We start from the raw sequence: 26,595 nt of genomic DNA, 5'->3' as shown, positions 1-26,595 counted from the left end.
AATAAATCCTTTTCTAATCTTATCTAAGTATATTTAAAAATACGTTTAAAAAATTAACCAATAATTTACTTTTATGAAAAAAATTACTTTTTTACTTTTAACACTATTATTTTTTGTTCCAAATGTATGGTCGCAATGTGAATCTGCAATAGCCCTTACACCAGGAACGGATCAATCAGGCGATACATCATCTTTTGGTGAGCTATTTAGTGACACATGTCTAGGATCTTATGATGGTGGCTATGATGGACTTTTTTCTTACACAGCTAACGAAGAAGGTGAATCATTGTCCATTAGCCTTACAAGTAGTGATGCTTACACAGGTGTTTCAATTTCAGAAGGATGTCCGTCTGGAGGTGGTTCATGTATTGTTTCTGATACTTACGGAACTTCATTTAGCCTTGATTCAGGACCTCTCACAGCAGGTGTTACTTATTATGTTCATTTTTCCACTTGGCCATCACCAAATGCAATTCAATACACTCTGACAAGTACAGTCAGCGCCCCTGCTAATTGCCCAACTGCTGCAATATCATCTTTTCCATATTCTTTTGGATTTGAAAATTTAGATTGTTGGACAAACTCAGATTCGTCTGCTGCTTGGGCTATTGATCAGGGTGACGATTATGGACCTGATTCAGTAACTGAGGGTGCTAATTCCGTATTTTTTAATGATTTTGATTATTCTGGGGGTTCAACAGGAGATTTGATGTCTCCAGACTTTGATTTTGGGGCACTTACTACAGCTCGAGTTTCTTTTGATTATTGGGATAGCAGTGGTACTGATGTTGTTAAAGTTTTGGTTGATGATGGATCGGGGCCAGTGGTTGTATACACAACCGAGTCTGTTGTTTCTACTTGGACAACCATTAACGTCGATTTGCCGCAATACGCAAACCAAACTGTTAAGATTGGATTTAGAGGCACTAGTGTTTATGGTTCAACTAACCCACACATAGACAACTTTATGATTTCTGAAGCACCCTCATGTCTTGAACCTTCAGCTCTTTCAGCAGCGAGTATAACAGCTACTTCAGCAGAAATTTCATGGACTGCTGGAGGTACAGAAACAGACTATGAATATGTTGTACAAGCAGCAGGAACTGGAGAGCCAACAGCAGCAGGAACTGCGGTAAATGGAGCAACAACTGTTTCTGCTAGTGGATTGGTTGCCAATACAGATTATGAAGTTTATGTACGTTCAAATTGTGGTTCTGAATTTAGTGCATGGGCCGGGCCTGTGAGTTTTACTACAGCATGTTCCGCAGTTTCTGATTTTTCAGAAAATTTTGATTCTGTTACCACACCAAATTTACCTAATTGTTGGTCTTCTATTTTAGATGTATCATCATCTTATGCATCTGTGGGGACATCAACTGCTGCAGATAGTTCTTCGCCAAATGGTGTTAGTCTATACAATTCTAGTTCAACTAGTGGGGATATTATACTAGTATCACCTGAATTATCTAATCTTGCTGGTGGTACACACAGATTGAAATTAGATGCTAGTAATTCAAGTTCAACACAAGATTTAGAAATTGGTACTCTTTCTGATCCTACAGACGGTAGTACGTTTACTTTGATTGAAACAGTTGATCTTAGTGCAACCTTCTTGGAATATATTATAGACTTTAGTACTTACAGTGGAAATGATAATTATATAGGTTTTAGACGAATATTGTCATCTACTTATACATATGTTTATTTAGATAATATTGTTTGGGAAGAGATTCCCTCATGTGTTGAACCAACTGCTGTTTCAGCAGCGAGCATAACAGCTACTTCAGCAGAAATCTCATGGACATCGGACGACTCATCATTCAATGTTGAAGTTGTAGATGTTACCGCAGGCGGTACTGCTACAGGTACAGCAACTAATTCTGGAGTCACGAGTCCTTATTCACTTAGTGGATTGGATTCCAATACAGAATATGAAGTTTATGTTCAAACGGATTGTGGAGCTGGAGACACCAGTGCATGGGAAGGGCCAGTGAATTTCACAACCGAACCTGCACCAATTGTTCCTAACTATACAAATGATTTTGCTACTTTTCCTGGAGAGTTTTGGTCTGTGGGCTCTGGAGCACTAAATGCTGGACCTTCTGGGACTACTTCTTTATGGGATACTGGTAATTTTGCACATGGATCTGTTGATCCAGCAGCATATATAAATATATTCTCTACTAATAGAGATGAATGGTTAATTTCTCCATCATTTGACCTTAGTGGAGTGAATTACTATTTAAACGTCGATGTAGCTGCAACTGAATATTTATCAATTTTCAGTTCTGACGCCCCTGTTGATGCAATTTGGGGAGTTGATGATTTTGTTACCTTGATGGTTTCAGAAGATGGCGGTTCAACATGGACTGAATTATACAGATGGGATGCTAATAACAACCCTGGCGTAGCTGGAGCTGCAATGCCTGAAATTAATTTGTCAGCCTATCCAGCCCTTGCTAAATTTGCTTTTTATGCCGAGAGTACTGTGTCTAATGAAGATATTGATTTCTTTGTAGATAATTTCCAAATCACAACCACCTCACTTGGTATTGAAGAAGCAAGTATCTCGCAATTTACATACTTCCCGAACCCTGTGAATGATGTATTGACCATCAAGGCACAAAAAGTGGTTGAAGATATTACTGTTTTCAATATGCTTGGGCAAGTGGTTAAGCGTCAGACGCCTAACACTAGAGATTGTACTGTAGATTTATCTGCAATGCAGACTGGCGCATATTTTGTGCAAGTTTCCATTGGAAACACTGTAGAAACGGTACGTATTCTTAAAAATTAATTTTTGATTAATACATTCAAAAACCCCGCCTTTGCGGGGTTTTTTTATACCCTATTTTAAAACGAATTATTCAAATGCATTATGTAAATTTGTGTACATGATTGCAAGTGATTTTTCTTTTATTATTCCTGTATACAATCGGCCAGAGGAAGTGCGCGAACTTTTGGAGAGTTTTTGTGCCTTAGAAACGCCCAAAACTTTTGAGGTCGTTATTGTGGAAGATGGCTCTACTTTAGACGCACGTTTGATTACGGAGCATTTTGCAGATCAGCTCAACATCAGCTATTATTTTAAAGACAATACTGGACCAGGACATTCAAGAAATTACGGCATGGAACGTGCCAAAGGCAATTACTTTATCATATTGGATTCCGATTGTATCTTGCCAAAACACTATTTGACTGAAGTTATGTCCTTTTTAAATACCAATTATATCGATTGTTTTGGTGGCCCAGACGCTGCACAAGATAATTTTACAGAGCTGCAAAAAGCTATAAATTTTTCGATGACCTCTGTGCTTACCACTGGGGGGATACGAGGAGGGGCAAAAGAAATTGAGGGTTACGAGCCACGAAGTTTTAATATGGGCATTTCAAAAGAGGCCTTTTGTGCGTCCGGTGGTTTTGGGGCTATTCACCCTGGGGAAGATCCCGATTTATCCATTCGACTCAAAGCGATGGGTTATAAACTTTGTCTTATTCCAGAGGCCTTTGTTTACCACAAACGCCGAATATCGTTTGAGCGCTTTTTGGTGCAAGTGTACAAGTTTGGGCAAGTACGTCCAATTCTCAACAAATGGCACCCGCATTCCAAAAAATGGACCTATTGGTTTCCTACAGTTTTTATGTTGGGTTTTCTAATCAGTCTTTTATTGCTTTTTTTTGAGGTTTACATCGGCGTTTTTGTCTACGGTGCATATTTTTTATTAGCTTTAATTTTGGCCTTTCAATCCACTTTAGATTTTATTGCAGCTATTTTGAGTATCCCTGCTATTTTGATTCAATTTTCGGGTTATGGTTGGGGGTTTTTAAAGTCTAAAATAAAACTATTTTTGTCGCGAAAATCAGAAGAAGAATTATTCCCCAACTTATTTTTTAAAACCCCTTGATGAGAAATATTTTTGAATATCTAGGCCAAAAAATTCGTGCAAAACGACTCAACGTTTTTGTATTGTTTTTGCTGTTGGCGTTTTTTATTTCTTTACTTTCAAAATTGACAAGCTCAACGACCCAAACCTTACAATTTGAACTTCAACCCACAAAGTTGCCTTCACGTATTCTACTTGTTGAAGATCGTTTGCCTATTGTCGATGTGACTATCACTACAAATGGATTCAATTTGTTAAAATATGCCTTTAAAAAACTCAAATTGAATGTTGATTTTTCGACACTTCAAAAAAATGACACTGCTTATTATTGGGAGCAAAGTGCTCATCGTGCAGAAATTGCGCAGTATTTCAACTCCAATACTGTTATTGAAAATATTCGCCCAGCAGCGTTTTCCTTTTCGTATGCGACTCAATTTACCAAAAAAGTCCCTGTAATAATCAATTTGCAACCAGAGTTTGTGGTGGGTTACGATTTGAAAACTCCTTTGCGTGCCCAACCGGATTCCATCACAATTGTAGGGCCAGAACAGTATTTAAAAGCTATTGATGCCGTAGCAACAGAAGGGCTTAAAATGAATGCTGTAAAAACCGATATAGATGTGGCTTTGGATTTGGATATTTACGATTTCCCCCAGTATTTAAAATTTTCGACGACCCAAGTACAAGTGGTGGGTGCTGTCGATAAATTTACCGAAGGTGCTGTTTCAGTACCAGTTCAACTTGTCAACATACCCGATGGTATATTGGTTTCGATTTTTCCTAAAGAAATTCCTGTAGTGTACTATACAAGTTTAAGCACTTATGACGCTATTACGCCAGAAGACTTTCGTATTGAATGTGATTTTAGTACACTAGATTACGCCTCTGGTGTAATGGTTCCTAAGTTGGTGTTGTATCCGTCTGAGGCCAAAACAGCGGCACTACAAATCAATAGTATAGAATACATAATTACGGAAAAAAATGACTAAAGTTTTAGGTCTTACTGGAGGAATTGGAAGTGGTAAAACCACTGTTGCTTCTCTGTTTTTCGCGCTCGGAGTTCCGGTCTACAACGCTGATAATGAAGCCAAAAAATTAATGAATGAATCCCCAAAAATAAGAACTAAACTTATCGCGCTTTTTGGTGTCAATGCCTACAGCAATGGTCTATTGAATCGATCGTATATTGCCCAATTGGTTTTTAAGGACAAAAACAAGCTCGATACACTCAATCAAATTATTCACCCAGCTGTTGCAGCCCATTATTCCACATGGTTGGCGACCCAAACCTATCCTTATGTAGTTAAAGAAGTTGCCATTTTATTTGAACTTGGTGCAGAAAACCAGTTTGATTTTATTCTTACGGTCACTGCGCCAAAGCAAAGCCGCATAGACCGTGTCATGCAGCGAGATGCTAAAACATCTGAAGAGGTGCTTTCAATAATGAAAAATCAGTGGGATGAAGCGCTGAAAATTAAGAAATCTGATTTTGTAATCCATAATATTGACACCCAATTGACGGCTAAAGAGGTCGAAGAAATTCATGTCAAAATTCTTAAAATAATTTAAAAAATTATAAAATTTAACATTTTGGTTAATAATTAGTTAAAAACAACTTAAAGCATTCTTAAAAAATGTAATTTTATGCCATGAATAAGAAGTTGTTTTCTGTGCTTGTAATATTGATGAGTCTATCGCTTATCGGAATTATTTTTGTGCAGGCCTATTACATCAATTATTCGTTAGAGACCAAGGAAGATCAATTTGCCTTTAACGTCAAAAAAGTCCTCAGTTATGCTTCCAGTGAAGTTGCCGATATTGAATATTCAAAATATGTAATTGCACTAAATGCGCTCATAGCGCGGGGTCAGGAACCCGATACTAGTGCCATCCGAAGTATAAGAGTTTATAAGCAAAACAAAGATGCCGATCAAATTATTGTGTACGATACTGGAGTTAAGGAAGAGAACTACACCATTCCTGTTTTGCAAAATGACGGATCAGATAGTCTAAATTTCAAAAAGTTCAAAGGTAAAACAACTCAACAGGCCTATTCCTCCGCTGGTATTGACGGACAGGGAATACCTAACCTAGAATACTCTTTAACCAAAGTCCTGAATATGGACCGTTTGCAAAAAGCCACTTTTGAAGCGCAGTACAAAGCAGAAATTCAAAACACACCCATTGAAGAACGAGTTTCTGTACCAATGATTCAGCGTCTTTTGGACCACAAACTCAAAGAAAATAATATAGATATCGCTTATGAATTTGCAATTCTAAACGACAAATTACCTACCGCTATACAATCTTCTCATTTTGAAGCCTCACTTGTTCCTACTATTGGGGTGCCTATTTTTATTGATGAAAACGGTGCTAGCAATTATGGGTTATTTATTAATTTTCCCAAAAGAAAGCGCTTTATCATGTCATCTATCATTGGTATAACTTCACTTTCTGTTTTATTTACAATTATTATTATAATTGCCTACACCAGTGCCTTGTACCAGCTCATTCAACAGCGAAAAATTTCACAGATGAAGTCTGACTTTATCAACAATATGACCCATGAGTTCAAAACGCCAATAGCGACCATAAATCTAGCTCTAGATGCGATTAGAAATCCAAAAATATTCCAGCATGAGGATAAAGTAAAAAATTATTTATCCATGATTAAGGAAGAGAATAAGCGCATGAATGCTCAAGTTGAAAATGTATTGCGTATTTCTCAATTGCAGAAAAAACAACTTCTAATTAGTAAAGACCGCTTAAAATTACACGATCTTATTTTTGACGCAATCACTCATGTTGAATTGATTGTAGAAGATAGAAAGGGGTATATAAAAACACATTTCAAGGCTTCAAAGTCCTCAATACTAGCCAACAGTACATATTTTACAAATGTCATTGTTAATATTTTGGACAATGCTGTGAAATACACCAACGGTCCACCAAAAATTGATATTACTACAGAAAATGTTGGCAACAATATTGTGATGCTTGTTGAGGATCAAGGGATAGGAATGAATAAAGCGGTTCAGAAACGAATTTTTGAAGAGTTTTACAGGGAACATACGGGTAATGTTCACAACGTCAAGGGACATGGACTTGGGCTAGCTAATGTTAAAAGAATTGTAGAAAATCATCAAGGAACAGTCACTGTTGAAAGTGAAAAAGGAAAAGGTAGTACCTTTATTATAAAATTACCACTAATTGCATAACATCATGGAAGAAAACATTAAACGCATTTTACTTGTTGAAGACGATCCAAATTTTGGAACAGTTCTCAAAGAATACCTAAGCATTAACAATTACGAAGTTGTACTTGCCAAAAACGGTATGGAAGGTTTTGAAAAATTTAGAAAATCTGATTTTCACCTTTGTATTTTAGATGTCATGATGCCGTACAAGGATGGCTTCACTTTGGCTCAAGAAATCCGAGAAAAGGACAAGGATGTTCCTATAATTTTCTTGACGGCCAAAGCGCTAAAAGAAGATGTGCTTAAAGGCTATAAAGTCGGAGCAGATGATTATTTAAACAAACCTTTTGACAGCGAAGTTTTGCTATTAAAAATCCAAGCTATAATTCAGCGTAAAACAGTTGAAAGTGTAGCAGATAGCAATCAATTTGAGTTTGAAATTGGAAGCTTTAAGTTAAATTCTAAACTTAGATTTTTGACCCACGGCGAAACACAGATTAAACTCTCGCCAAAGGAAAATGATTTGTTACGTCTTCTGGCTTTGCACATCAACGATTTGATGCCAAGGGAAATCGCATTAACTAAAATTTGGCGCGATGATAACTATTTTACGTCTAGAAGTATGGATGTTTATATTGCCAAGTTAAGAAAGTATCTAAAACTCGACCCTAAGGTTGAAATTCTGAATATACATGGTGAAGGATTTCGTTTGGTGATAAATCCTTAGTTTAAATCACAACATTTTATTGATGTAGGCTAGAATTTCTTCAATTGGTGTGCTGTGATCATACCACTTGGTTTCTTCCTGCCTTTTGAACCATGTGACTTGTCTTTTAGCAAAACGCCTAGAATTTTTCTTTATTTCTTCTATGGCGAAGTCTAGTGAACAATGGCCTTCCAAATATCTAAAGACTTCTTTGTATCCAACAGTATTCAATGCGTTCAACTGTTTGTATTCTAAGACAGATTTAACCTCATCTACAAGCCCCTGTGCAATCATTAAATCAACACGTCGGTTGATTCGTTCATAAACTAAAGACCGTTCAGCTGTTAATCCAATTTGAATAGTTTTGAAGTTGCGTTTTTTCTTTTCTTTATTTAAAAAACTACTGTAAGCTTTTCCAGTGGCTCTACAAATTTCGAGAGCGCGAATGACTCTATGTGGGTTGTCCAAAGCGATTGTTTCGTACGCTATTGGATCGAGTGACTTGAGTTCCTTTTGAAGACCTTGAATTCCATTGGTTTTGAACTCTGTATTTAATTGAGTTCTTATGTTGGCACTAACTTCTGGAAAATCATCTAATCCTTCTAAAACGGCTTGAACGTACAAGCCAGACCCACCAACCAATACTACAATTGGGTTGTGCTTGTGTATGGTGGTGATACATTCGATCGCTTCTCGTTCAAAATCGCCAACACTGTATTTGTCTAAAATAGATTTGTTGTGAATGAAATGATGTGTTATAGCTTTTTGTTCTTCATTGGATGGGGCGGCTGTACCGATCGGAATTTCTTTGTAAAACTGTCGCGAATCTGCTGAGATGATTTCGGTTTTGAAATAGGTTGCGAGTTTGATGCTTAAGCTCGTTTTTCCGATGCCTGTTGGGCCAACAATAGAAATGATGTATTTATCCATGATCAACTAAAGAGGATGACCGCATTTATGGCAAAATTGAGCGTCGTCGGTGTGATATGATTCCATGCAATTGGTACAAGATTGGGTGTTTTTGGGTATATTGTTGCGTTCGGATTTTGTCATTTCGGAGGTGACTATTCCGGTTGGTATTGCGATGATTCCATAACCCAAAATCATAATAAGCGATGCGATAGACTGACCAAGTGCACTCACGGGTGCGATGTCCCCATAGCCAACCGTAGTGAGGGTTACTATAGCCCAATATACACTTCTAGGGATACTGCTAAAACCACTGTCTTTATCTCCTTCGATCAAATACATCACCGTGCCTAAAATGATACATAAAACCAATACAAATGAAAGAAATACAGCAACTTTCACGCGACTGCGTTTTAGTGCCCTGCCAAAATTAGTGCTTTCTCCAATATATCGTGTCAGCTTTAAAATACGGAATACGCGCAAAAGCCGTAGTGCACGAATAGCTACAAGTGAATGCGTTCCTACAAAAAATAGAGATAAATATTTTGGAATTGTTGAAAGAAAATCAATAATGCCGTAAAAGCTAAAAATATATGCTTTTGGCTTTTTCACACATATAATCCTTGCAATGTATTCAAATGTAAAAAGGATGGTGATGATCCACTCCAGAATATTTAAAATACCATAATACTTATTTCCGATATAATCTACGCTTTCGAGCATTACTAAAACAATACTCAAGAGAATAAAAATTAGTAAAACAACATCAAATAGTTTACCGGATGGAGTATCGGCTTCATAAATGATTTCATGAAGCTTATTCTTCCAAGATGGCTCTTTTTTTTGGTTTGGCATAGATCAAAAATACTAAAAAAGTTTAGTCTTCAAGAGAAATGACTTTTATTCTTTTGTTTCGCCTTACATAGCTTTGGATAATGTGTTGTGCATCTTTATTGTGCTCTAATGGGGTAATGAGATTAGCTAAAACATCAATATTTGTAATTTGAAAATTAAGATTAAAATAGGTAAATCCTTTTATAAGGCCTTGATCTACCCAAACAGCGGAGCGTTCGTCTACTGCACGTCCTTGATCGATAATGATCATACTTTTTGTTTTGAAACTGTTGTTTGCAATTATTTTTTTAACCCTGTTGTTATATTTTTCTTTGTTTTCCTGGTTAATACAAGCACCACCACACTCTTTGATGGTATAGCCAAAGCAGCTGCTTTTGGATTTATATAATCCGCAAAGTTTTTGACATAAGCTGTATTTTTCAACCATTTTATTCATGAAGCTTTTTCCACTTTGAATATTAGAAAAGGTAGTGATTGGCTTAGCCGTACCTTTGATTTTCTCAATTTTTAAATTGAGGTATCCGTTTTCATCTAAAAAATGAAATAATCCATGAGTGAAAACGGTCCTGCGTAAAGCACGATTGAATTTGGGCTTATGGTATTTTATCTCTTCACTTTCTTTTAGTAAAGCTAATAATTCGCTTCCTGTTTTTTCATAACTCACTGAGGCTACTTCGAGTTGAATTTTTTTTGATTTTGGTGTTTGACCACTAAAGTGCTGATTAATTCTACTTTTTATATTTTTACTCTTCCCAATGTAGATGATATTTCCTTTAGTATCGTGTATGTAATAGACTCCAGTATCTGAGGTAAGGCTACTTATTATTTCGGCTAGTTTGGGTTCTATTTGTCGTTTTGGTTCCAGTCGAATAGCAGCTTTGATGATTTCTTTATCGATATCTTTACTCATCAATAACTCAAACAGTTTAGTAGTAGCGAGTGCATCCCCAGAAGCGCGGTGACGATCACTTATTGGAATTCCAAGCGCACGTACCAATTTTCCAAGACTATAGGAGGCAAGATCAGGAATTAGTTTTTTTGAAAGTTCAACTGTACATAAGTTTTTGCGTTCAAATTTAAATCCAAGCCGATCAAATTCTAATTTTAGGATTCTGTAGTCAAATTTAGCATTGTGTGCTACAATAATGCAGTCTTCTGTGATTTCGACAATACGTTTGGCAACTTCAAAAAATTTGGGTGCATTGCGCAACATTTTACTTGAAATTCCTGTAAGGTTTACCACGTAGGGCTGGATAGGACGCTCTGGATTGACTAGGCTAATAAATTGGTCGACTACAGCTTGCCCATCGTGTTTGTATATGGCTATCTCAGTAATACCTTCCTCATTGTATTTACCTCCAGTGGTTTCTATGTCTACAATTGCGTAAATTCTTTTTTTATTGATAATTTCTAGCACCAAAAATGTAACTACCCACACGAATCATTGTACTGCCACATTCTATGGCAAGTGGATAATCTCCACTCATCCCCATCGATATAATATGCATTGAGTCTTGGATACTTTTTAGCTCACTAAATGTTGATTTTAGAGTTTCAAATTCTTTGCGGATTTTATTTTGGTCATCTGTGAAAGTAGCCATTCCCATGACTCCTTTAATTTTAATATTTTTTAAATTCTTAAACTCTGATGATTTCATCAGCTGTATTGCATCATTTTTTGTCATTCCAAATTTGGAATCTTCAGCAGCAATTTTGATTTGTAACAAACCGTTAATACATCGATTATTTTTTAGCGCTTGTTTATTGATTTCGGACAACAATTTTAGACTGTCTACTCCATGAATCAAATCAACAAAAGGAGCCATGTACTTTACTTTATTGCGTTGCACATGTCCGATCATATGCCACTGTATGTCTTTGGGCATTTGCTGGTATTTTTCAACCATTTCTTGAACTTTATTTTCCCCAAAAATCCGTTGTCCAACGTCATATGCTTTCATCAAATCTTGCACGGGTTTTGTTTTTGATACTGCTACCAAAGTCACCTGCTTTGGCAATACTGATTTTAGTTCTTGAAGTTGTTTTTTAATACTCATCTTAAAATTCATAAATGGTCGTCCCACTTCTTAATTTTGGATATATATAGGTGCTTTTTGGGGGCATTACTAGACTATTGTCTGCAATGGATTTAAGTTGGTCAATCAGTACAGGATTTAAGCCAAAACCAACGGCGTACGTTTTGTTGTCTATTTGTTTTTTTATCCATTTCATTTGGTCACTTTTGTGTGCGTACTGGAGTCGACTATCAGTTCGTACATTCTCTATTCCCAAAATGGGTTTCAAAATATGTTCTTGCAACACATAAGAATCAAGTTGGTGAAGAGGTGCTTGGAGTTTTACGAACTCTTTACGCAAAGATAATGAATAAAATTGGCCGTCTAGGTACATACAGAACCCTTTTCCTTTTTTAGAGCCTGCATAGGTCTTGTGGGGCGTACTATCAAAATTAAGTTTAATTTTTTTCAAAAAGCTGCTAACCGAAAGACCGTTTAGGTCGGTTACAACTCTGTTGTATTCCTGAACAATCAGTTCGTGTTCTGGAATAAGAAATGCCATAAAATAGTTTGTTTCCGCTTTCTTAGGCTCTTCTTCAGAGAGCATAACAGAAGACGCTGAACGGTGATGCCCATCTGCGATATAGAGTGCATCAGTATTTTCAAAGCCCTTGATTATTTGATCTATTAGTTCTTTATTTGTCACTTGCCACAGCTTTAATGTTTCGTTTTCTGAAAACTTTAAAACACTTGTTTCTGGGTATTTTTTGACGTCCTTAATCACCTCTGACAGAGCCGCTGTATTTTTGTAGGTCAATAAGACCGGCTCGGCATTGAACCGTGTCGTCTTTAGGTAATTTTTGAAAATCGTCTCCCTGCTTTCCAAGGTGTTTTCATGCCTTTTTATGCGTCCATTCTTATAATCCTCAACACTCGCTACAGCTGTTATTCCAGTAAATTTGTGTGCATTTATTTTGATTTCTTGTATATAAAATCCTTTGTCTTGATCTTTTTGTAAAAGGTTTTTATCCTTAAAATTTTGATATGCTGTCTTGACATCCTCAAAACGCTTTTTATTCGAATTTTTAGTGGTTTTATTTATATTGGATTTGATGATTTGTAGGAAAGAATTAGGACAATTTTCAAGAGTTGATTTAAGTTCTTTTTTGCTGTAGAGCTGAAAGGGCTTACTGCAGAATTGCAGTTCTATTTTTGGATTCGGACGAATTGCACAAAAAGGTTTTATGTGTGCCATAAGGGATTAGATTAAATGTGGGGCAGTCAAATTATTATAGAAAACGAGCAGCAGGAACAACTGCTTTTCTTTCATCAGTATAGTTATAAAACCCTTCTCCAGTTTTTTTACCAAGTTTACCCGCTCTTACCATATTGACAAGAAGAGGGTTAGGTGCGTATTTTGGATTCTTAAAACCGTCATGCATGACCTCTAAAATTGACATACATACGTCTAATCCAATAAAATCTGCCAATTCTAATGGCCCCATTGGGTGGGCCATTCCAAGTTTCATGATTCCATCAATTTCAAGTACACCGCTCACGCCGCTTTGTAAGGCTTCAATTGCTTCGTTGATCATTGGCATAAGAATTCGATTGGCAATAAATCCTGGGTAGTCATTGACTCGTATCGCTGTTTTACCTATCTCTTTGGCGAGTTGTACGATGAAATCAGTAACCGCTTTATCGGTATTGTAACCGTTTATAATTTCTACTAAAGGCATTACTGGTACAGGGTTCATAAAATGCATACCAATCACTTGACCAGGGCGCGTAGTTGCAGCTGCAATTTTCGTTATTGAAATAGAGGAGGTGTTTGTTGCCAAAATAGTGTCATCAGGACAAGCTATATTCAATGTTTTGAAAATTTCTAATTTAAGTGCCTCGTTTTCCGTGGCCGCTTCAACCACCAAACTGGCATATTCAACTCCTTCGCTAATGTCTGTAAACATTGTGATATTGTTGAGCGTCTCTTTTTTTAAAGCTTCTGTAATGATTTCTTTTTGAATCATTCGATCCAAATTTTTAGAAATAGTTTGCGCAGCATGTGTTAGCGCTGTCTTGTTGACATCTATTAATTGTACTTTGTATCCAGACTGTGCAAAGGTATGTGCAATTCCATTACCCATAGTTCCAGCTCCTATAACTGCTATATTCTTCATGATCTATTTTTTTTTAAAAACAATCTATAATTCGATGCGCTAATTTGAGTGCATCCGTCCCATCGCGTAGAGTCACAATTGGTTTAGTGTTGCCTTCAATCGCATCAGCAAAAGTCTCCAATTCATCTAAGATGGCATTATTGGGTGTTATTTCGGGGTTTTTAAAATAAATTTGTTTGCTTTTGCCTTCGGCATTTTGCAACACCATATCAAAATCTCCTGGGTGTTCTGGAGCATCTTTCATTTTTACAACTTCTACTTTTTTGTCCAAAAAATCAACGCTTATATAAGCGTCTTTTTGAAAAAATCGGCTTTTTCTCATGTTTTTTAAAGAGATACGACTCGCTGTTAAGTTGGCTACACACCCATTTTCAAATTCTATGCGCGCATTGGCAATATCGGGAGTTTCACTGATAACTGAGACCCCACTGGCATGCACAGAAAGGACTGGGGACTTAACAACACTAAGAATGATATCAATATCGTGAATCATTAAATCGAGCACTACAGGGACATCAGTTCCCCTAGGGTTAAATTCAGCTAAACGATGTGTTTCTATAAACATCGGATTTTTGATTTCTGATTTTATTGCTTTAAAAGCAGGGTTGAATCGTTCGACATGTCCTACTTGTCCGCGCAGATTGTTCTCCGAAACCAACAAGCGAATGTGTTCCGCTTCTTCGATGGTATTGGTAATTGGTTTTTCTATAAAAATATGCTTGCCCTTGGTTATGGCTTTTATCGCACAATTGTAATGTGAGAGGGTAGGGGTCACAATATCGACTACATCAACCGCATCCATAAGCGCATCCAGTTGATCAAAGTAACGATACTTAAATTCTTCTGCTACTCTTTGTCCATTGGCGATATCAGGATCATAAAAGCCAACCAATTCGTACTTTTCAGATTGTTGAAGTAATTTCAAATGAATTCTACCCAAATGGCCAGCGCCTAAAACACCTACTTTTAGCATCTACAATAATTTTCCACAAAATTAAATATTTAAATAGTATTCCGCCTAAATTTGTGTTAAAACCTTAAGTTTTGAAATTCTTTTCTTTTTTTCATATCAATAATAATTTTCTTTACTTAATTTTGGAATAGAAATTTAACAGGTTTGATAGATTCATTTAAGCACAAAGGCTTACGGCAAAAATTAGTCGATGTATTGGTTGAAAAAGGCATTAGTAATGAGGCCGTTTTGGATGCGATTGGTAAAGTACCTCGCCATTTGTTTATGGACTCAAGTTTTTTGGATCATGCCTACCAAGACAAGGCATTTCCAATAGCAGCCAATCAAACCATCTCTCAGCCTTACACGGTAGCTTTTCAAACCGAATTATTGGAAGTTGAGCCTAAACACAAGGTTTTGGAGATAGGTACCGGTAGTGGTTATCAAGCTGCTGTCCTGTGTTTGCTAGGAGTTGAGCTTTACAGCATAGAGCGTCAGTCTGAATTATTTAAAAAAGCAAGTATTTTTTTACCCAAGATTGGCTACGTGGCCAAGCGTCTCATTTTTGGAGATGGGTATCAAGGCCTTGAAGAAGAGGCCCCCTTTGATCGAATTTTAGTAACTGCCGGCGCTCCTTTTGTTCCAAAAGCACTATTGGCTCAACTTAAGGTTGGAGGTCGTTTGGTGATTCCAGTAGGCGAAAAAGAACAAATCATGACTCTTTATGTACGTACAAGTACAAAGGCTTTTGAGAAACAAGAGTTTGGGCAATTTAAATTTGTACCCATGCTAGAGGATAAATCCTAGAAATTTAATCCAAACATTAAAGCTTGATCGGTTTGCCCATTTACATAAGATCGGACGTAATCGATGCGTAAAAAACGGTATTTTTTCCATCCTAAATTAGCTAAACCAATATTGAATTCTCTGTATGGTGTTTGGCTTTCAGTAGCAATCCCGTGAAGACCTACTAATAAATTATAATTGAGTTTATTAATTAAAGGAATTTTTCCTAAAATGTACCCTTTGAAATCGTGTTCAATATGATATTCAAAATAATCATTTGATGTGCTGTAATCGTAGTAGCCTAAGTTTTTAAAACTAGACAAATAATTCCCTTTTGTATTCACATGTGTGAGGTTACCATTAAAGTGTTTGTAGTCAACAAATGATACTGTTTTATTATCAAAAAATGTTCCTGCGAGAATATTGTAATTGAGTAGCCCCGTGGTTTTTAGGTTAATCTCTTGCTGCAGTCGAGCACCAAGGTGATCGAAGTTATATGCAGATATACTTGAATTGAATCCTTTAGTGTAATTGAAATAAAGTTTTGGGTAATCCGAGTTACTGAAAGAGTATTTAAGGTCTGGATAGGACATGTACTTTTCTCCGAAGCGAATAGCAATATCTAAATCAAATCGAAGCAAATTGTGATTTGCAAATGGTGCTGAGCCCATACTACTTGGGTCGAGGGGGTTGTTGCTGGTATAGCTTAGGCCATCGATAGGCCTGATGGTATGGTCGGTAGTATTGAATAGTACCTTTCGGTTCTCATAAGCCATATTAGTACTGAATCTTAAGCCGTTGAACACTTCCATTCCGTAGCCAATTTTAGCAAATTGTTTGTCGTATAATTTCATAAAATTACGTTCAAACAGAAGACTACTGATGCTGTTATGAAGATTTGATATTGGATTCGATCGATTAAACTGCTCGGTTTTCACTCCAAACTGAGCTATCAATACAGCATCGTTCAGGGCATTAAATCTGTAGCGGCTGGCTAAACTCCCACGCAATCGATTTGTTTCAATACTGTAATTAACTCCACCGGTTATCGAAATAAACTTTTTGAAGTCGTTATATTGTTTTGTAAAATTCCCATTCAGAGAAATATTAAATCCTTGAACAGTATTGAACTGTATTCCTTCAATTGGACCAGAAATGCTAAAACTTTTTTTATTGTAAGAATCATCAAAACTATATCCCGTCAATAAGTCTAAAATTTTGAATCGATTATTTTTTTGGTCTATAGAGTCGAGATAAACTTTAGAAGATCGTTTGGTTTCAATACTATCGCGGCGCACATAATCTTTAGATTCTTCTTTTGTGAGGGGGACAGGGCGTTTATCTCCCCAGTAGGAATCGTCTTTTTTGTTGGCGTTTTTTTCAAAAACTAAAACTTCATTTTTATTTTTTGGTTCAAAAAATTCTGGATTTAAATTGTAATTGGTGTAATTTGCAACAAAACTGCCATCCCCTTCGAAGCCAAGAAAGCTGTACTGAAAATCAATAGTTTGAGCACGTAACAACCATTGATTTGCAGTTTCGTCAAATGTTAGGTTTTGACGTATACGAATGGTATCTGCAGGCGGTATTTGTATTTGACTGCCATTTACTTTAATATCAATTCCGTACAAAGCCCAAGTGTCCTCTACAATAAATATACTCCCTGAGAATACGCGGTCATTTTCACGTTTTGGGATGATGTTTATTTTATGGATTAAATGCCCTTCGTCGTCGTAAAATTCCCCTTCAAGATTGTAATTGTAATAATTAAAGGCATAATCTGCAATTGGTGAAATAATATCATTATTAATACTGACCGTGTTGTTGTACAAATTAAAATCTACATCCATTGCAGAATTAAAATTTATACCGGTTGAGTTTCCACTGATTTTTGATGCCGTAACAGTTTCGAACAGACTTGGTTTTATATATTTGATTTTTGACATGGTTTCAGACAGATAGAGAATACCTGTCCTAGTAGAATCTAAAGCACCATCGAAATCTCCAAGTTCTTGACCCATAAATTTTTCTGGTGCATCAACAATTCGGATTACCCCTTTAGAATAAAAATCTGCTGTAAAGGCATCTAGCTTTTCTAAGTAGAATTTACGTTTTGCGATGGCCGCTCTAATGATGCGGTTTGCAGGATTTTCTTGACTGTCGATCACCACTTCTTTAAGGTCAATAATTTCTTCTTCCATCACCACATCCAGTCTGTGTGGTAAGCTCTCAATTTTCAGCTCTTTGGTAAGGGTCTTGTACCCCAAAAACTGAAAAACAATGACATAATTACTTGATTTTGATATGTTTAGCTCATACTGACCATCTTCATTTGAGGTGGTACCTTTGTAGGTATTTTCAATAAAAATATTGACGTAGGGGAGTGGCTTACCTTTGAGGTCTTTTACGGTTCCTTGTATTTGACTTTGTCCAAAATGGGCCATCAATAAAGCAAACGAGATTACAATATTTTTCATAATTTTATGATTTATAATTTTTTTTGATTCGATCAAGGTTTCTTTTATTGTCGCGATCTTTGATGCTTTCTCGCTTATCGAACAGTTTTTTTCCTTTAGCCAAAGCAATATTCAGTTTAGCAAAGCCCTTTTCATTGATAAAGAGTTTCAAAGGAACGATGGTAAGCCCTGTATTTTTGACTTCTTTTTCTAACTTTTTAAGTTCCTTTTTATTCAAGAGGAGTTTGCGCTGAGCCTTTGGCTTGTGATTGAAGTGATTTCCATAATCATATTCTTGAACTGTCATATTAATAACAAATAGCTCTCCATGATCATTAAATTCACAAAAACTTTCAGCAATTGAAGCCTTGCTGGCACGAATAGATTTAATTTCAGTTCCAGACAACACAATTCCTGCTGTGTACGAATCCAGAAGATCGTAAGAAAAACGTGCTTTTTTGTTGAGTATGTTAACAGACTTTTTCATTCTATTTCAAAACTAATCAATTAATCAGTTCATTTACCATTGTCGTTCGATAATTTTATTGAACAAAAAAAAGCAGTGCAGGTATATTTCTACACACAGTACTGCTTTTCCAACTAACCAACACCTTTAAGACGTTCGGTTTTTTAATTTGTTACATTTTCTTAGGAATGTTTTCTTTTTGGTTTCTAAAAACCAATTTATTGTCAAAAGCATCCATTAAGATAACATTATCTGATTGAATTTGTCCAGAGAGTATTTTTGTACTTAATGCATTAAGGACTTCTTTTTGAATCACTCGTTTTACAGGTCGTGCACCATACTCTGGCTGGTATCCCTTTTGCCCTAAATATTTTATGGCATCTGTTGTCGAATCAAATACTATGCCTTGATTTTGCAGTGTTTTTGAAAGGCTTTTCAGTTGAAGTTTTACAATAGATTCAATATGTTCTTCGTTCAATGGGCTGAATAAAATAGTGTCGTCAATTCGATTCAAAAATTCAGGCCTGACTATTTTTTTTAAAAGCCCCATGACTTCAATTTTTGCAGTTTCAAGCGCTGATTCGGAATCCGTTGAATCTTCAAATTTTGCTTGAATGATTTCACTCCCGATATTCGAGGTCATGATGATGATTGTGTTTTTAAAATCAGCAAGCCGCCCTTTATTATCAGTCAATCGACCTTCGTCCAAGACTTGCAGTAAAATATTGAACGTATCAGGGTGTGCTTTTTCGATTTCATCTAAAAGTACCACAGAGTAAGGTTTTCTTCGCACTGCTTCGGTCAGCTGGCCGCCTTCATCATAACCTACATATCCCGGTGGTGCACCCACCAGACGGCTTACCGAATGACGTTCTTGGTACTCACTCATGTCAATTCTTGTCAATGCATTTTCGTCATCAAATAAATAGGCAGCCAAAGTTTTAGCAAGCTCGGTTTTTCCAACACCAGTTGTTCCTAAAAATAAAAATGATCCAGTTGGTTTTTTTGGATTTTGAAGGCCTGCACGACTTCTGCGCACAGCATCACTTACTGCTCTTACTGCCTCTTCTTGACCAACAACTCTTTTGTGTAGTTCTGATTCCAAGTTGAGTAGTTTTTCGCGTTCAGAACTGATCATTTTAGTGATGGGAATTCCGGTCCATTTCGCAACTACTTCAGCAATGTCTTCGTATGTAACTTCTTCTTTTATAAGTGCTTGTTCTTGGTTTGAAGATAGTTCTTGTTGGACGTTTTTTAAATGCTCTTGTGCTTCTTTGATTTTTCCATAGCGCAATTCCGCAACTTTTCCATAATCGCCTTCTCGTTCTGCGCGCTCTGCTTCAATTTTTAATTCTTCAATTTCTGATTTTGCTATTTGCACTTTTTCTACTTTTTCTTTTTCGCTTTGCCACTGTGCCTCAAGGGTGTTACGGTCCTCTTTTATATTAGCTAGTTCAGCGCTTAGTATACGAAGTTTTTCTTTGTCTTTTTCGCGTTTTATGGCTTCAATTTCAATTTCTAGCTGCATTACTTTGCGATCTAAAATATCTAATTCTTCTGGCTTGGAGTTAATTTCCATGCGGAGTTTTGAGGCGGCTTCATCCATTAAATCAATTGCTTTGTCGGGCAAAAATCTATTGCTGATGTAACGTGTTGATAATTTTACAGCACCAATTATGGCCTCGTCTTTAATTTGAACTTTATGGTGCGTTTCGTATTTCTCTTTTATTCCACGTAAAATTGAAATCGCACTTTCTTCATCAGGCTCATCTACCATTACTTTTTGGAATCGTCGCTCTAAAGCTTTGTCTTTTTCAAAATATTTTTGGTATTCATCGTTCGTGGTTGCTCCAATAGCTCTTAGTTCTCCACGTGCCAGAGCAGGTTTTAAAATATTAGCAGCATCCATAGCTCCTTCTCCGCCACCTGCGCCCACAAGTGTGTGAATTTCGTCGATAAATAAAACTACATCGCCTGCGCTATTTGTTACTTCTTTGATTACTGATTTGAGTCGCTCTTCAAATTCTCCTTTATATTTTGCTCCAGCAATAAGCGCACCCATGTCTAGAGCAAAGACCTGTTTTTCTTTTAAATTTTCAGGAACATCACCAGAAATTATTCGATGTGCTAAGCCCTCAGCAATCGCTGTTTTTCCTGTGCCGGGTTCACCGACGAGTATAGGGTTGTTTTTTGTTCTTCTCGATAATATTTGCAGAATACGTCTTATTTCTTCGTCGCGACCAATGACAGGGTCCAATCGATTGTCACGCGCTAATTGATTTAGATTTTTTGCAAATTTCTCCAAAGCATTGTAATTATCTTCTTGGCTTTTGGAAGTCACTTTTTCTCCTTTTCGAAGTTGTGCAATACTGGCTTGTATATCTTTCTGTGTAACTCCTTGATCTTTTAATATTTGTGCTATTTTGTTCTTAGTTTTAAACATTGCTAAGAAAATATCTTCAATTGAAGTAAATGTACCTCCAGAATTTTTAGCGATTAAGTTTGCTTCGTTTAAGGTTTTTATAGTGGCTTTAGAAAGCATTTGATTAGCCCCGCTTACCTTTGGTAAACGTTTCATTTCTTGGTCAATAATTTGTTCTAACAAATTAGTGTTCAGATCTAGTTTTTTAAGTAAAAACGGAAGTGCATTTTGATCTACCTTCTGTATTCCTATAAAAAGGTGTTCGTTTTCTATTTGTTGATGTTCAAATTGTTGTGCAATTTGCTGCGCTTGTTGTAGTGCTTGTTGAGATTTTATTGTATAATTGTCAAAGTTCATAATGGGTATTTTTTTGATAATAAGCTCAATTTTCTTACCAGAGCATAACATCAGACAAATCGACACATTTTTAACAAAATTACTGACGAATAGTCATTTTTAGTGATTAATAACAACAATATATGGGATTATTTGACTCCTTTTTACACAATGAAACACCAAAATGGCCTGGATTCTCACTAGAGTCCATGGCACAACTTGAAGAACTTATTGAGTCTTCTTTCTCTATTCCACAACTCGTTTTTAAACATTCTACTCGTTGTAGTATCAGTCGGTATGTTTTAAATGATTTTATTTCAGGATATAGCTTTTCTGCCCCAGATTTCGGGGCGTGGTATTTAGATTTGCTAAATTTTCGTTCCATCTCAAATGCTGTGGCCGAACGGTTGGAAGTAACGCATCAATCTCCTCAGCTTTTAGTGATTAAAAACGGTAAAGTAGTAGCCCATGGTTCACATGAGCAAATCAATTCCTTGGCTCTCTCAAGTTTTTTGAATTAGTTAAATCTAAAATTTTAAATTGTTTCAAAATCATTTTTTTAGATATACGGCTTTTGAGGTGTATGATTTTTTTGGACCACGTACTACATGATTGATTTCAAATTGCTTATTTGTGATAAATTTGTAAGAAGAAGCGTAAATATCTTTGACGCAAAAGTGTGTAGCTTCTCCATAAAGCATTCCATTTTTATCTTTTAATACTATATTTTGAAATAGTTTATCAGGATTTTCATAGAAATAAATATCAAAACCACTGCTGCTTGGTTTGTAGATATATTTTCGTGAAGACTGTAGTTGTTTGCCGTTATTAAGAGTTATTACGCCTTGTTCGTGATAGTCAAATTTTAGTTCGCTTTTTTTTGTGATCAGCGCAGTGCCCATTAGTATGGATCCGTTGTCGTATGTGCGTTTGAGATGCCACCATCCCACAAGCCTTTCTAAAAGGTGTATGTGTGTTGTATTTAGATTAGCTTTATTTGTGGATCTCTTTTTCAATTCTTTGAATACTCCCTATCAAAATTAGACATTATAAATTAATTGCATCATTTATTTGGAAATATTCAATGAAAAACGCAATTTTGAGAGAATCCTTAAGCACCTTTATGCACAGTATTACATCTCAACCTTTAACATTGCCTATTCTCAATAATTTGACCATCAGTCAAGATCAGATTGAGCTGTCTAAAGAAGTTTGTGATAACATCGTCCGTTGTAGAGCTTATTTGGACGAGAAAATGAAGCATTCTAATATGCCAATTTATGGTATCAATACCGGTTTTGGATCTCTTTGTGATGTACAGATTAGTACGGATCAATTAACTCAGCTTCAAGAAAATTTAGTCCGTTCACACGCTTGTGGCACTGGTGAATTGGTTCCTAAGCCTATTGTAAAACTGATGCTTTTGTTCAAGATTAAATCATTGGGTAATGGGAATAGCGGAGTACATCTGGCTACTGTTCAGCGCCTTGTGGATTTTTATAATTTAAATATTTTGCCTGTAACATACACTCAAGGGTCTTTAGGTGCTTCTGGTGATCTGGCTCCTTTAGCCCACATGGCTTTGAGCCTTATCGGAGAGGGTGAGGTCTGGCATGAGGGGGAACAGAAGCCCACTCAGGATGTTTTGAAAGAGTATGATTTGAAGCCTATCAAGTTGCAATCAAAAGAAGGACTAGCACTGCTCAATGGAACTCAATTCATGTCGGCTTATGCTGTACATTGTCTTCTAAAATCGTACAAGCTTTCTTATTTTTCTGACCTTTTAGGTGCCTTATCGCTTGACGCATTTGATGGGCGTTTGGAGCCTTTCGATCCCTTGGTGCAACTGGTGCGTCCTCACAAAGGTCAAATTCTCACCGCCCAACGCATCCGTGCATTCTTAAAGGACAGTCCCTTAATTAGTCAACCTAAAGCTCATGTTCAAGACCCCTACTCATTTCGCTGTATGCCCCAAGTTCATGGCGCTACAAAAGATGCCCTGGCACATGTATGTTCTGTAGTCTTAACAGAAATTAATTCGGTTTCTGATAATCCTAATATTTTTGTTGCTGCTGATAAGATTATCTCTGGCGGAAATTTTCATGGTCAACCTTTGGCCTTAAGTTTAGATTTTTTAAAAATTGCCCTATCTGAACTTGGGAGTATTTCTGAGCGGCGAACTTATCAGTTGATTTCTGGTCAGCGTGGTTTGCCTTCTTTTTTGGTCAAATCTCCTGGTTTGAATTCAGGATTTATGATTCCTCAATACACTGCAGCGAGTATTGTTAGCGCCAATAAACAATTGGCAACTCCTGCAAGTGTGGATTCTATTGTGTCTTCCAATGGTCAGGAAGATCATGTCAGTATGGGTGCTAATGCTGCAACTCAAGCCTTAAAAATCGTCGAAAATGTCGAGCGCATTTTGGCTATTGAGATGATGAATGCCTCTCAAGCTTTGGCTATGCGTACATTGAATACCTCTCCTTTTTTAATGCAATTTCTTAGCTCCTACAGATCTGAAGTTCAATTCATGGAGTCTGACAAGCCGCTGTATAAAGAGATTAAAAAAACCATTGCTTTCATGAGCTCGTTAGATTTTGACAACGATGTTCTGTTTGAGGAGATAGACGCATAAAAAAACCCCTGCGAAAGCAAGGGTGTAGCTAATTAAATTATGTTTAATTTATTTTTCTTCCGAAGTTTTGGCACTTGTTATTTTGATTTTGAGTTCCGTTTCATTTTTCCCTATATCCATGGTAATACTATCCCCTTCTTGAATATTTGATTTTATGATTTCCTCAGCAATCGTATCTTCAACATACTTTTGAATGGCGCGCTTCAGTGGGCGTGCTCCATATTGCTTGTCAAATCCTTTTTCTGCAATGAAGCTACGTGCTTTTTTGGTTAACTTTATTTTGTATCCAAGTTCTGCAATTCGGTCTAAAAGCTTTTCTAATTCGATATCAATAATTTTATCGATATCCTCTTTTTCAAGAGTATTAAAAACAACAACATCATCGATTCGATTTAAAAATTCAGGAGCAAATGCCTTTTTGAGTGCGTTTTCTATTACACCACGTGCATTGGCACTTTCTTGTTGTTTTTGTGCTGCAGTCCCAAAACCAACCCCAGTACCAAAATCTTTTAATTTCCGCGCACCAATATTAGATGTCATTATAATTATGGTATTGCTGAAATCAATTTTACGACCCAGACTATCGGTTAAAAACCCATCGTCTAGTACCTGTAGCAACATATTAAAAACATCTGGATGTGCTTTTTCAATTTCATCCAAAAGAATTACAGCATAAGGCTTTCGTCGTACTTTTTCGGTGAGTTGACCGCCTTCTTCATATCCTACGTATCCAGGAGGTGCGCCTACAAGTCTAGAAATGGCAAATTTCTCCATGTATTCACTCATATCTATGCGAATCAATGCATCACTATTGTCAAATAACTCTCCAGCCAAAACTTTTGCTAACTGTGTTTTTCCAACGCCTGTTTGTCCTAAAAATATAAATGACCCAATAGGTTTGTTAGGGTCTTTAAGTCCAGCACGGTTTCTTTGAATGGCTTTTACGACCTTAGAAACAGCTTCATCTTGACCAATGACCTTGCCATTGATGAGTTCGGGTAACAATGAGAGCTTGTTGCCTTCGGTCTGTGCAATTCGATTTACTGGAATCCCAGTCATCATCGAAACGACCTCTGCAACGTTTTCTTCACTGACAATTTCTCTATTCAATTTTGATTCTTCTTCCCATTTTTTTTGGGCATCAGCTAAACTTCTTTCCAATCGTTTTTCATCATCCCTGAGTTTGGCAGCTTCTTCGTATTTCTGTTTTTTAACAACAGAATTTTTTGTAGCACGAACAGCCTCGAGCTCAGTTTCAAGTTCCGTGATTTGATCTGGAACATCTATGTTTGTGATGTGTACTCGGGATCCAGCCTCATCTAGGGCGTCAATAGCTTTATCTGGAAGAAAGCGGTCAGACATATACCTGCTGGTCAACTTTACACAAGCCTCAATAGCTTCGTCTGTATAGTCAACGTTATGGTGCTCTTCGTATTTGTTTTTAATGTTGTTAAGAATTTCAATAGTTTCCTCTACAGAAGTGGGTTCGATAATAACTTTTTGAAAACGTCGTTCTAGAGCGCCGTCTTTTTCGATGTGTTGTCGATACTCATCTAGGGTGGTAGCGCCTACACATTGAATCTCACCTCTTGCTAAAGCAGGTTTAAACATGTTTGAAGCATCCAAACTTCCCGTTGCACCACCGGCACCTACTATGGTGTGAATTTCATCTATGAATAAAATCACATCGTCATTTTTTTCTAATTCATTCATGACGGCCTTCATGCGCTCTTCAAATTGCCCTCTGTATTTAGTGCCCGCTACTAAACTCGCTAGGTCTAAAGTAACCACGCGTTTGTTGAATAAGATTCTTGATACTTTTCGTTTGACAATTCTATTGGCTAGTCCTTCAGCAATTGCAGATTTTCCAACTCCGGGTTCCCCAATGAGTAAGGGGTTGTTTTTCTTTCTTCGGCTCAGTATTTGGGATACCCGTTGAATTTCTTTGTCACGCCCAACAACAGGGTCTAATTTCCCTTCTTCAGCCATGGCCGTTAAGTCTCGTCCAAAATTATCTAAAACAGGAGTTTTCGATTTTTTATTGCTTTTGGTAGTACTGATTTGTCCAAAATCCCCTAAATTTTCTTTTTCTTCACTAGGGTCTTCCTCAGAAAAAGACTCTGCTTTAGGTGCATCTATATAATCATCATCGCTGCTAGTGATCATGTTTTTGAATTGTTCCTTCACATTGTCATAATTAACTCTTAATTTGTTAAGTAGCTTTGTTGTAGGGTCATTTTCATTTCTAAGAACGCACAAAAGCAGATGAGCAGTATTGATTGATTTACTTTGAAATAGTTTGGCTTCTAAAAACGTTGTTTTTAGCGCGCGTTCCGCTTGACGGGTAAGGTGTAGATTTTTTTTCTCATTTGCAGCAACATTGATGTTAGGGTTAGCAGGGCTTAAAATTTCTACTTTGCGGCGCAGCTGGCTAAGGTCGATGTCGAGTGCATTGAGAATTTCTACTGCTTTGCCTTGTCCATCACGAAGCAAGCCTAGCATCAAATGCTCGGTTCCAATAAAATCATGTCCTAGACGCAATGCTTCTTCTTTACTGAAAGAAATCACATCTTTAACTCGGGGTGAAAAGTTGTCATCCATAGAAAATATTTTGTATAAAAATACGAATTTTATGAGTCATAATTCAAAAACCATACCTCAAATAAATTTTGTTATTACAAATGATATTAAAAACTATTTAAAATCAAAATTTTTAGCTCTTATTTTATTAACCCTTTTCCTCTTAAAATTGTTGATAAAAGGGCCTAAAAAAACAGGCTTTTTTTAGGCATAAAAAGG

21 protein-coding genes are annotated in these 26,595 nt (G+C 36.6%); 9 read left to right on the top strand and 12 right to left on the bottom strand.

Annotation, left to right across the window (positions count from 1 at the left end):
- Positions 1-73: 73 nt before the first annotated feature.
- The 6 genes from FORMA_RS01420 to FORMA_RS01395 all read left to right on the top strand — a co-directional run bounded on the left by FORMA_RS01420 (position 74) and on the right by FORMA_RS01395 (position 7,808).
- Complete coding sequence (locus FORMA_RS01420) at positions 74-2,797, top strand: fibronectin type III domain-containing protein (protein ID WP_069673983.1); 2,724 nt, start codon at positions 74-76, stop codon at positions 2,795-2,797.
- Between the two features lie 97 nt (positions 2,798-2,894).
- Positions 2,895-3,905, top strand: a complete 1,011-nt coding sequence (locus FORMA_RS01415) for a glycosyltransferase (RefSeq protein WP_069673982.1) — start codon at positions 2,895-2,897, stop codon at positions 3,903-3,905.
- Positions 3,905-4,873, top strand: a complete 969-nt coding sequence (locus FORMA_RS01410) for a hypothetical protein (protein ID WP_069673981.1) — start codon at positions 3,905-3,907, stop codon at positions 4,871-4,873. Before FORMA_RS01415 ends, FORMA_RS01410 begins: the two co-directional genes overlap by 1 nt.
- Positions 4,866-5,453 carry a dephospho-CoA kinase gene (gene coaE, locus FORMA_RS01405; RefSeq protein WP_069673980.1) on the top strand — a complete coding sequence of 196 codons (588 nt, stop codon included), beginning with the start codon at positions 4,866-4,868 and terminating at the stop codon, positions 5,451-5,453. Before FORMA_RS01410 ends, coaE begins: the two co-directional genes overlap by 8 nt.
- Positions 5,454-5,533: 80 nt before the next feature.
- Positions 5,534-7,102 (top strand): sensor histidine kinase, encoded by a 1,569-nt coding sequence (locus tag FORMA_RS01400; RefSeq protein ID WP_069673979.1) that lies wholly within the window; start codon positions 5,534-5,536, stop codon positions 7,100-7,102.
- Positions 7,103-7,106: 4 nt separating this feature from the next.
- Entirely contained in the window at positions 7,107-7,808 is a 702-nt protein-coding gene (locus FORMA_RS01395) for a response regulator transcription factor (RefSeq protein WP_069673978.1), read from the top strand.
- 6 nt (positions 7,809-7,814) lie between these two features.
- Here the strand turns inward: FORMA_RS01395 and miaA are convergent, their stop codons facing one another.
- From miaA to FORMA_RS01360, 7 genes are read right to left on the bottom strand one after another with little or no spacing between them, the layout of a single operon-like run.
- Positions 7,815-8,717 carry a tRNA (adenosine(37)-N6)-dimethylallyltransferase MiaA gene (gene miaA, locus FORMA_RS01390; protein ID WP_069673977.1) on the bottom strand — a complete coding sequence of 301 codons (903 nt, stop codon included), beginning with the start codon at positions 8,715-8,717 and terminating at the stop codon, positions 7,815-7,817.
- A gap of 6 nt (positions 8,718-8,723) precedes the next feature.
- Positions 8,724-9,551 (bottom strand): ion transporter, encoded by an 828-nt coding sequence (locus FORMA_RS01385; protein WP_069673976.1) that lies wholly within the window; start codon positions 9,549-9,551, stop codon positions 8,724-8,726.
- Between the two features lie 22 nt (positions 9,552-9,573).
- A complete protein-coding gene (locus FORMA_RS01380) occupies positions 9,574-10,941 on the bottom strand; it encodes an exonuclease domain-containing protein (protein ID WP_069675400.1) in 1,368 nt (455 codons plus the stop codon).
- Between the two features lie 7 nt (positions 10,942-10,948).
- Positions 10,949-11,608, bottom strand: coding sequence for a YggS family pyridoxal phosphate-dependent enzyme (locus tag FORMA_RS01375; protein ID WP_069673975.1), 660 nt, complete (start codon positions 11,606-11,608; stop codon positions 10,949-10,951).
- A 1-nt stretch (position 11,609) separates the two neighbouring features.
- The gene (locus tag FORMA_RS01370) at positions 11,610-12,821 is read right to left on the bottom strand and encodes a DUF1015 domain-containing protein (protein ID WP_069673974.1); all 1,212 of its coding nucleotides are present in this window, start codon (positions 12,819-12,821) and stop codon (positions 11,610-11,612) included.
- Between the two features lie 34 nt (positions 12,822-12,855).
- Entirely contained in the window at positions 12,856-13,743 is an 888-nt protein-coding gene (locus FORMA_RS01365) for a 3-hydroxyacyl-CoA dehydrogenase family protein (protein WP_069673973.1), read from the bottom strand.
- Positions 13,744-13,756: 13 nt separating this feature from the next.
- The gene (locus FORMA_RS01360; protein WP_069673972.1) at positions 13,757-14,716 is read right to left on the bottom strand and encodes a Gfo/Idh/MocA family protein; all 960 of its coding nucleotides are present in this window, start codon (positions 14,714-14,716) and stop codon (positions 13,757-13,759) included.
- A gap of 144 nt (positions 14,717-14,860) precedes the next feature.
- On the opposite strand from FORMA_RS01360, the gene FORMA_RS01355 reads away from it, so the two are divergent.
- Positions 14,861-15,502: a protein-L-isoaspartate(D-aspartate) O-methyltransferase gene (locus tag FORMA_RS01355; protein ID WP_069673971.1), complete on the top strand. Its 642-nt coding sequence runs from the start codon at positions 14,861-14,863 to the stop codon at positions 15,500-15,502.
- Here the strand turns inward: FORMA_RS01355 and FORMA_RS01350 are convergent.
- The 3 genes from FORMA_RS01350 to clpB form a co-directional block, all read right to left on the bottom strand.
- Entirely contained in the window at positions 15,499-17,958 is a 2,460-nt protein-coding gene (locus FORMA_RS01350; RefSeq protein ID WP_069673970.1) for a DUF5686 and carboxypeptidase regulatory-like domain-containing protein, read from the bottom strand. The genes FORMA_RS01355 and FORMA_RS01350 overlap by 4 nt on opposite strands.
- Positions 17,959-17,962: 4 nt before the next feature.
- A complete protein-coding gene (gene smpB / locus FORMA_RS01345; protein WP_069673969.1) occupies positions 17,963-18,424 on the bottom strand; it encodes an SsrA-binding protein SmpB in 462 nt (153 codons plus the stop codon).
- A 151-nt stretch (positions 18,425-18,575) separates the two neighbouring features.
- Positions 18,576-21,182 (bottom strand): ATP-dependent chaperone ClpB, encoded by a 2,607-nt coding sequence (gene clpB / locus FORMA_RS01340; protein WP_069675399.1) that lies wholly within the window; start codon positions 21,180-21,182, stop codon positions 18,576-18,578.
- A 122-nt stretch (positions 21,183-21,304) separates the two neighbouring features.
- On the opposite strand from clpB, the gene ytxJ reads away from it, so the two are divergent.
- The gene (gene ytxJ / locus FORMA_RS01335) at positions 21,305-21,682 is read left to right on the top strand and encodes a bacillithiol system redox-active protein YtxJ (protein WP_069673968.1); all 378 of its coding nucleotides are present in this window, start codon (positions 21,305-21,307) and stop codon (positions 21,680-21,682) included.
- A 30-nt stretch (positions 21,683-21,712) separates the two neighbouring features.
- On the opposite strand, the gene FORMA_RS01330 is transcribed toward ytxJ, so the two are convergent.
- Positions 21,713-22,177, bottom strand: a complete 465-nt coding sequence (locus FORMA_RS01330) for a DUF6314 family protein (RefSeq protein WP_069673967.1) — start codon at positions 22,175-22,177, stop codon at positions 21,713-21,715.
- Between the two features lie 68 nt (positions 22,178-22,245).
- Between FORMA_RS01330 and hutH the strand changes: the two genes are divergently transcribed.
- On the top strand, positions 22,246-23,796 hold the full coding sequence (gene hutH, locus FORMA_RS01325) for a histidine ammonia-lyase (RefSeq protein WP_231924998.1): 1,551 nt from the start codon (positions 22,246-22,248) through the stop codon (positions 23,794-23,796).
- A 48-nt stretch (positions 23,797-23,844) separates the two neighbouring features.
- Here hutH and FORMA_RS01320 read toward each other — a convergent pair whose 3' ends face one another.
- Positions 23,845-26,397 (bottom strand): ATP-dependent Clp protease ATP-binding subunit, encoded by a 2,553-nt coding sequence (locus FORMA_RS01320; RefSeq protein ID WP_069673966.1) that lies wholly within the window; start codon positions 26,395-26,397, stop codon positions 23,845-23,847.
- Between the last annotated feature and the right edge of the window lie 198 nt (positions 26,398-26,595).

Source organism: Formosa sp. Hel3_A1_48, from assembly GCF_001735715.1.
GTDB lineage: Bacteria > Bacteroidota > Bacteroidia > Flavobacteriales > Flavobacteriaceae > UBA3537.
Note: the sequence above shows the minus strand (reverse complement) of the source record. Positions and strands in the feature narration are given on the sequence as shown.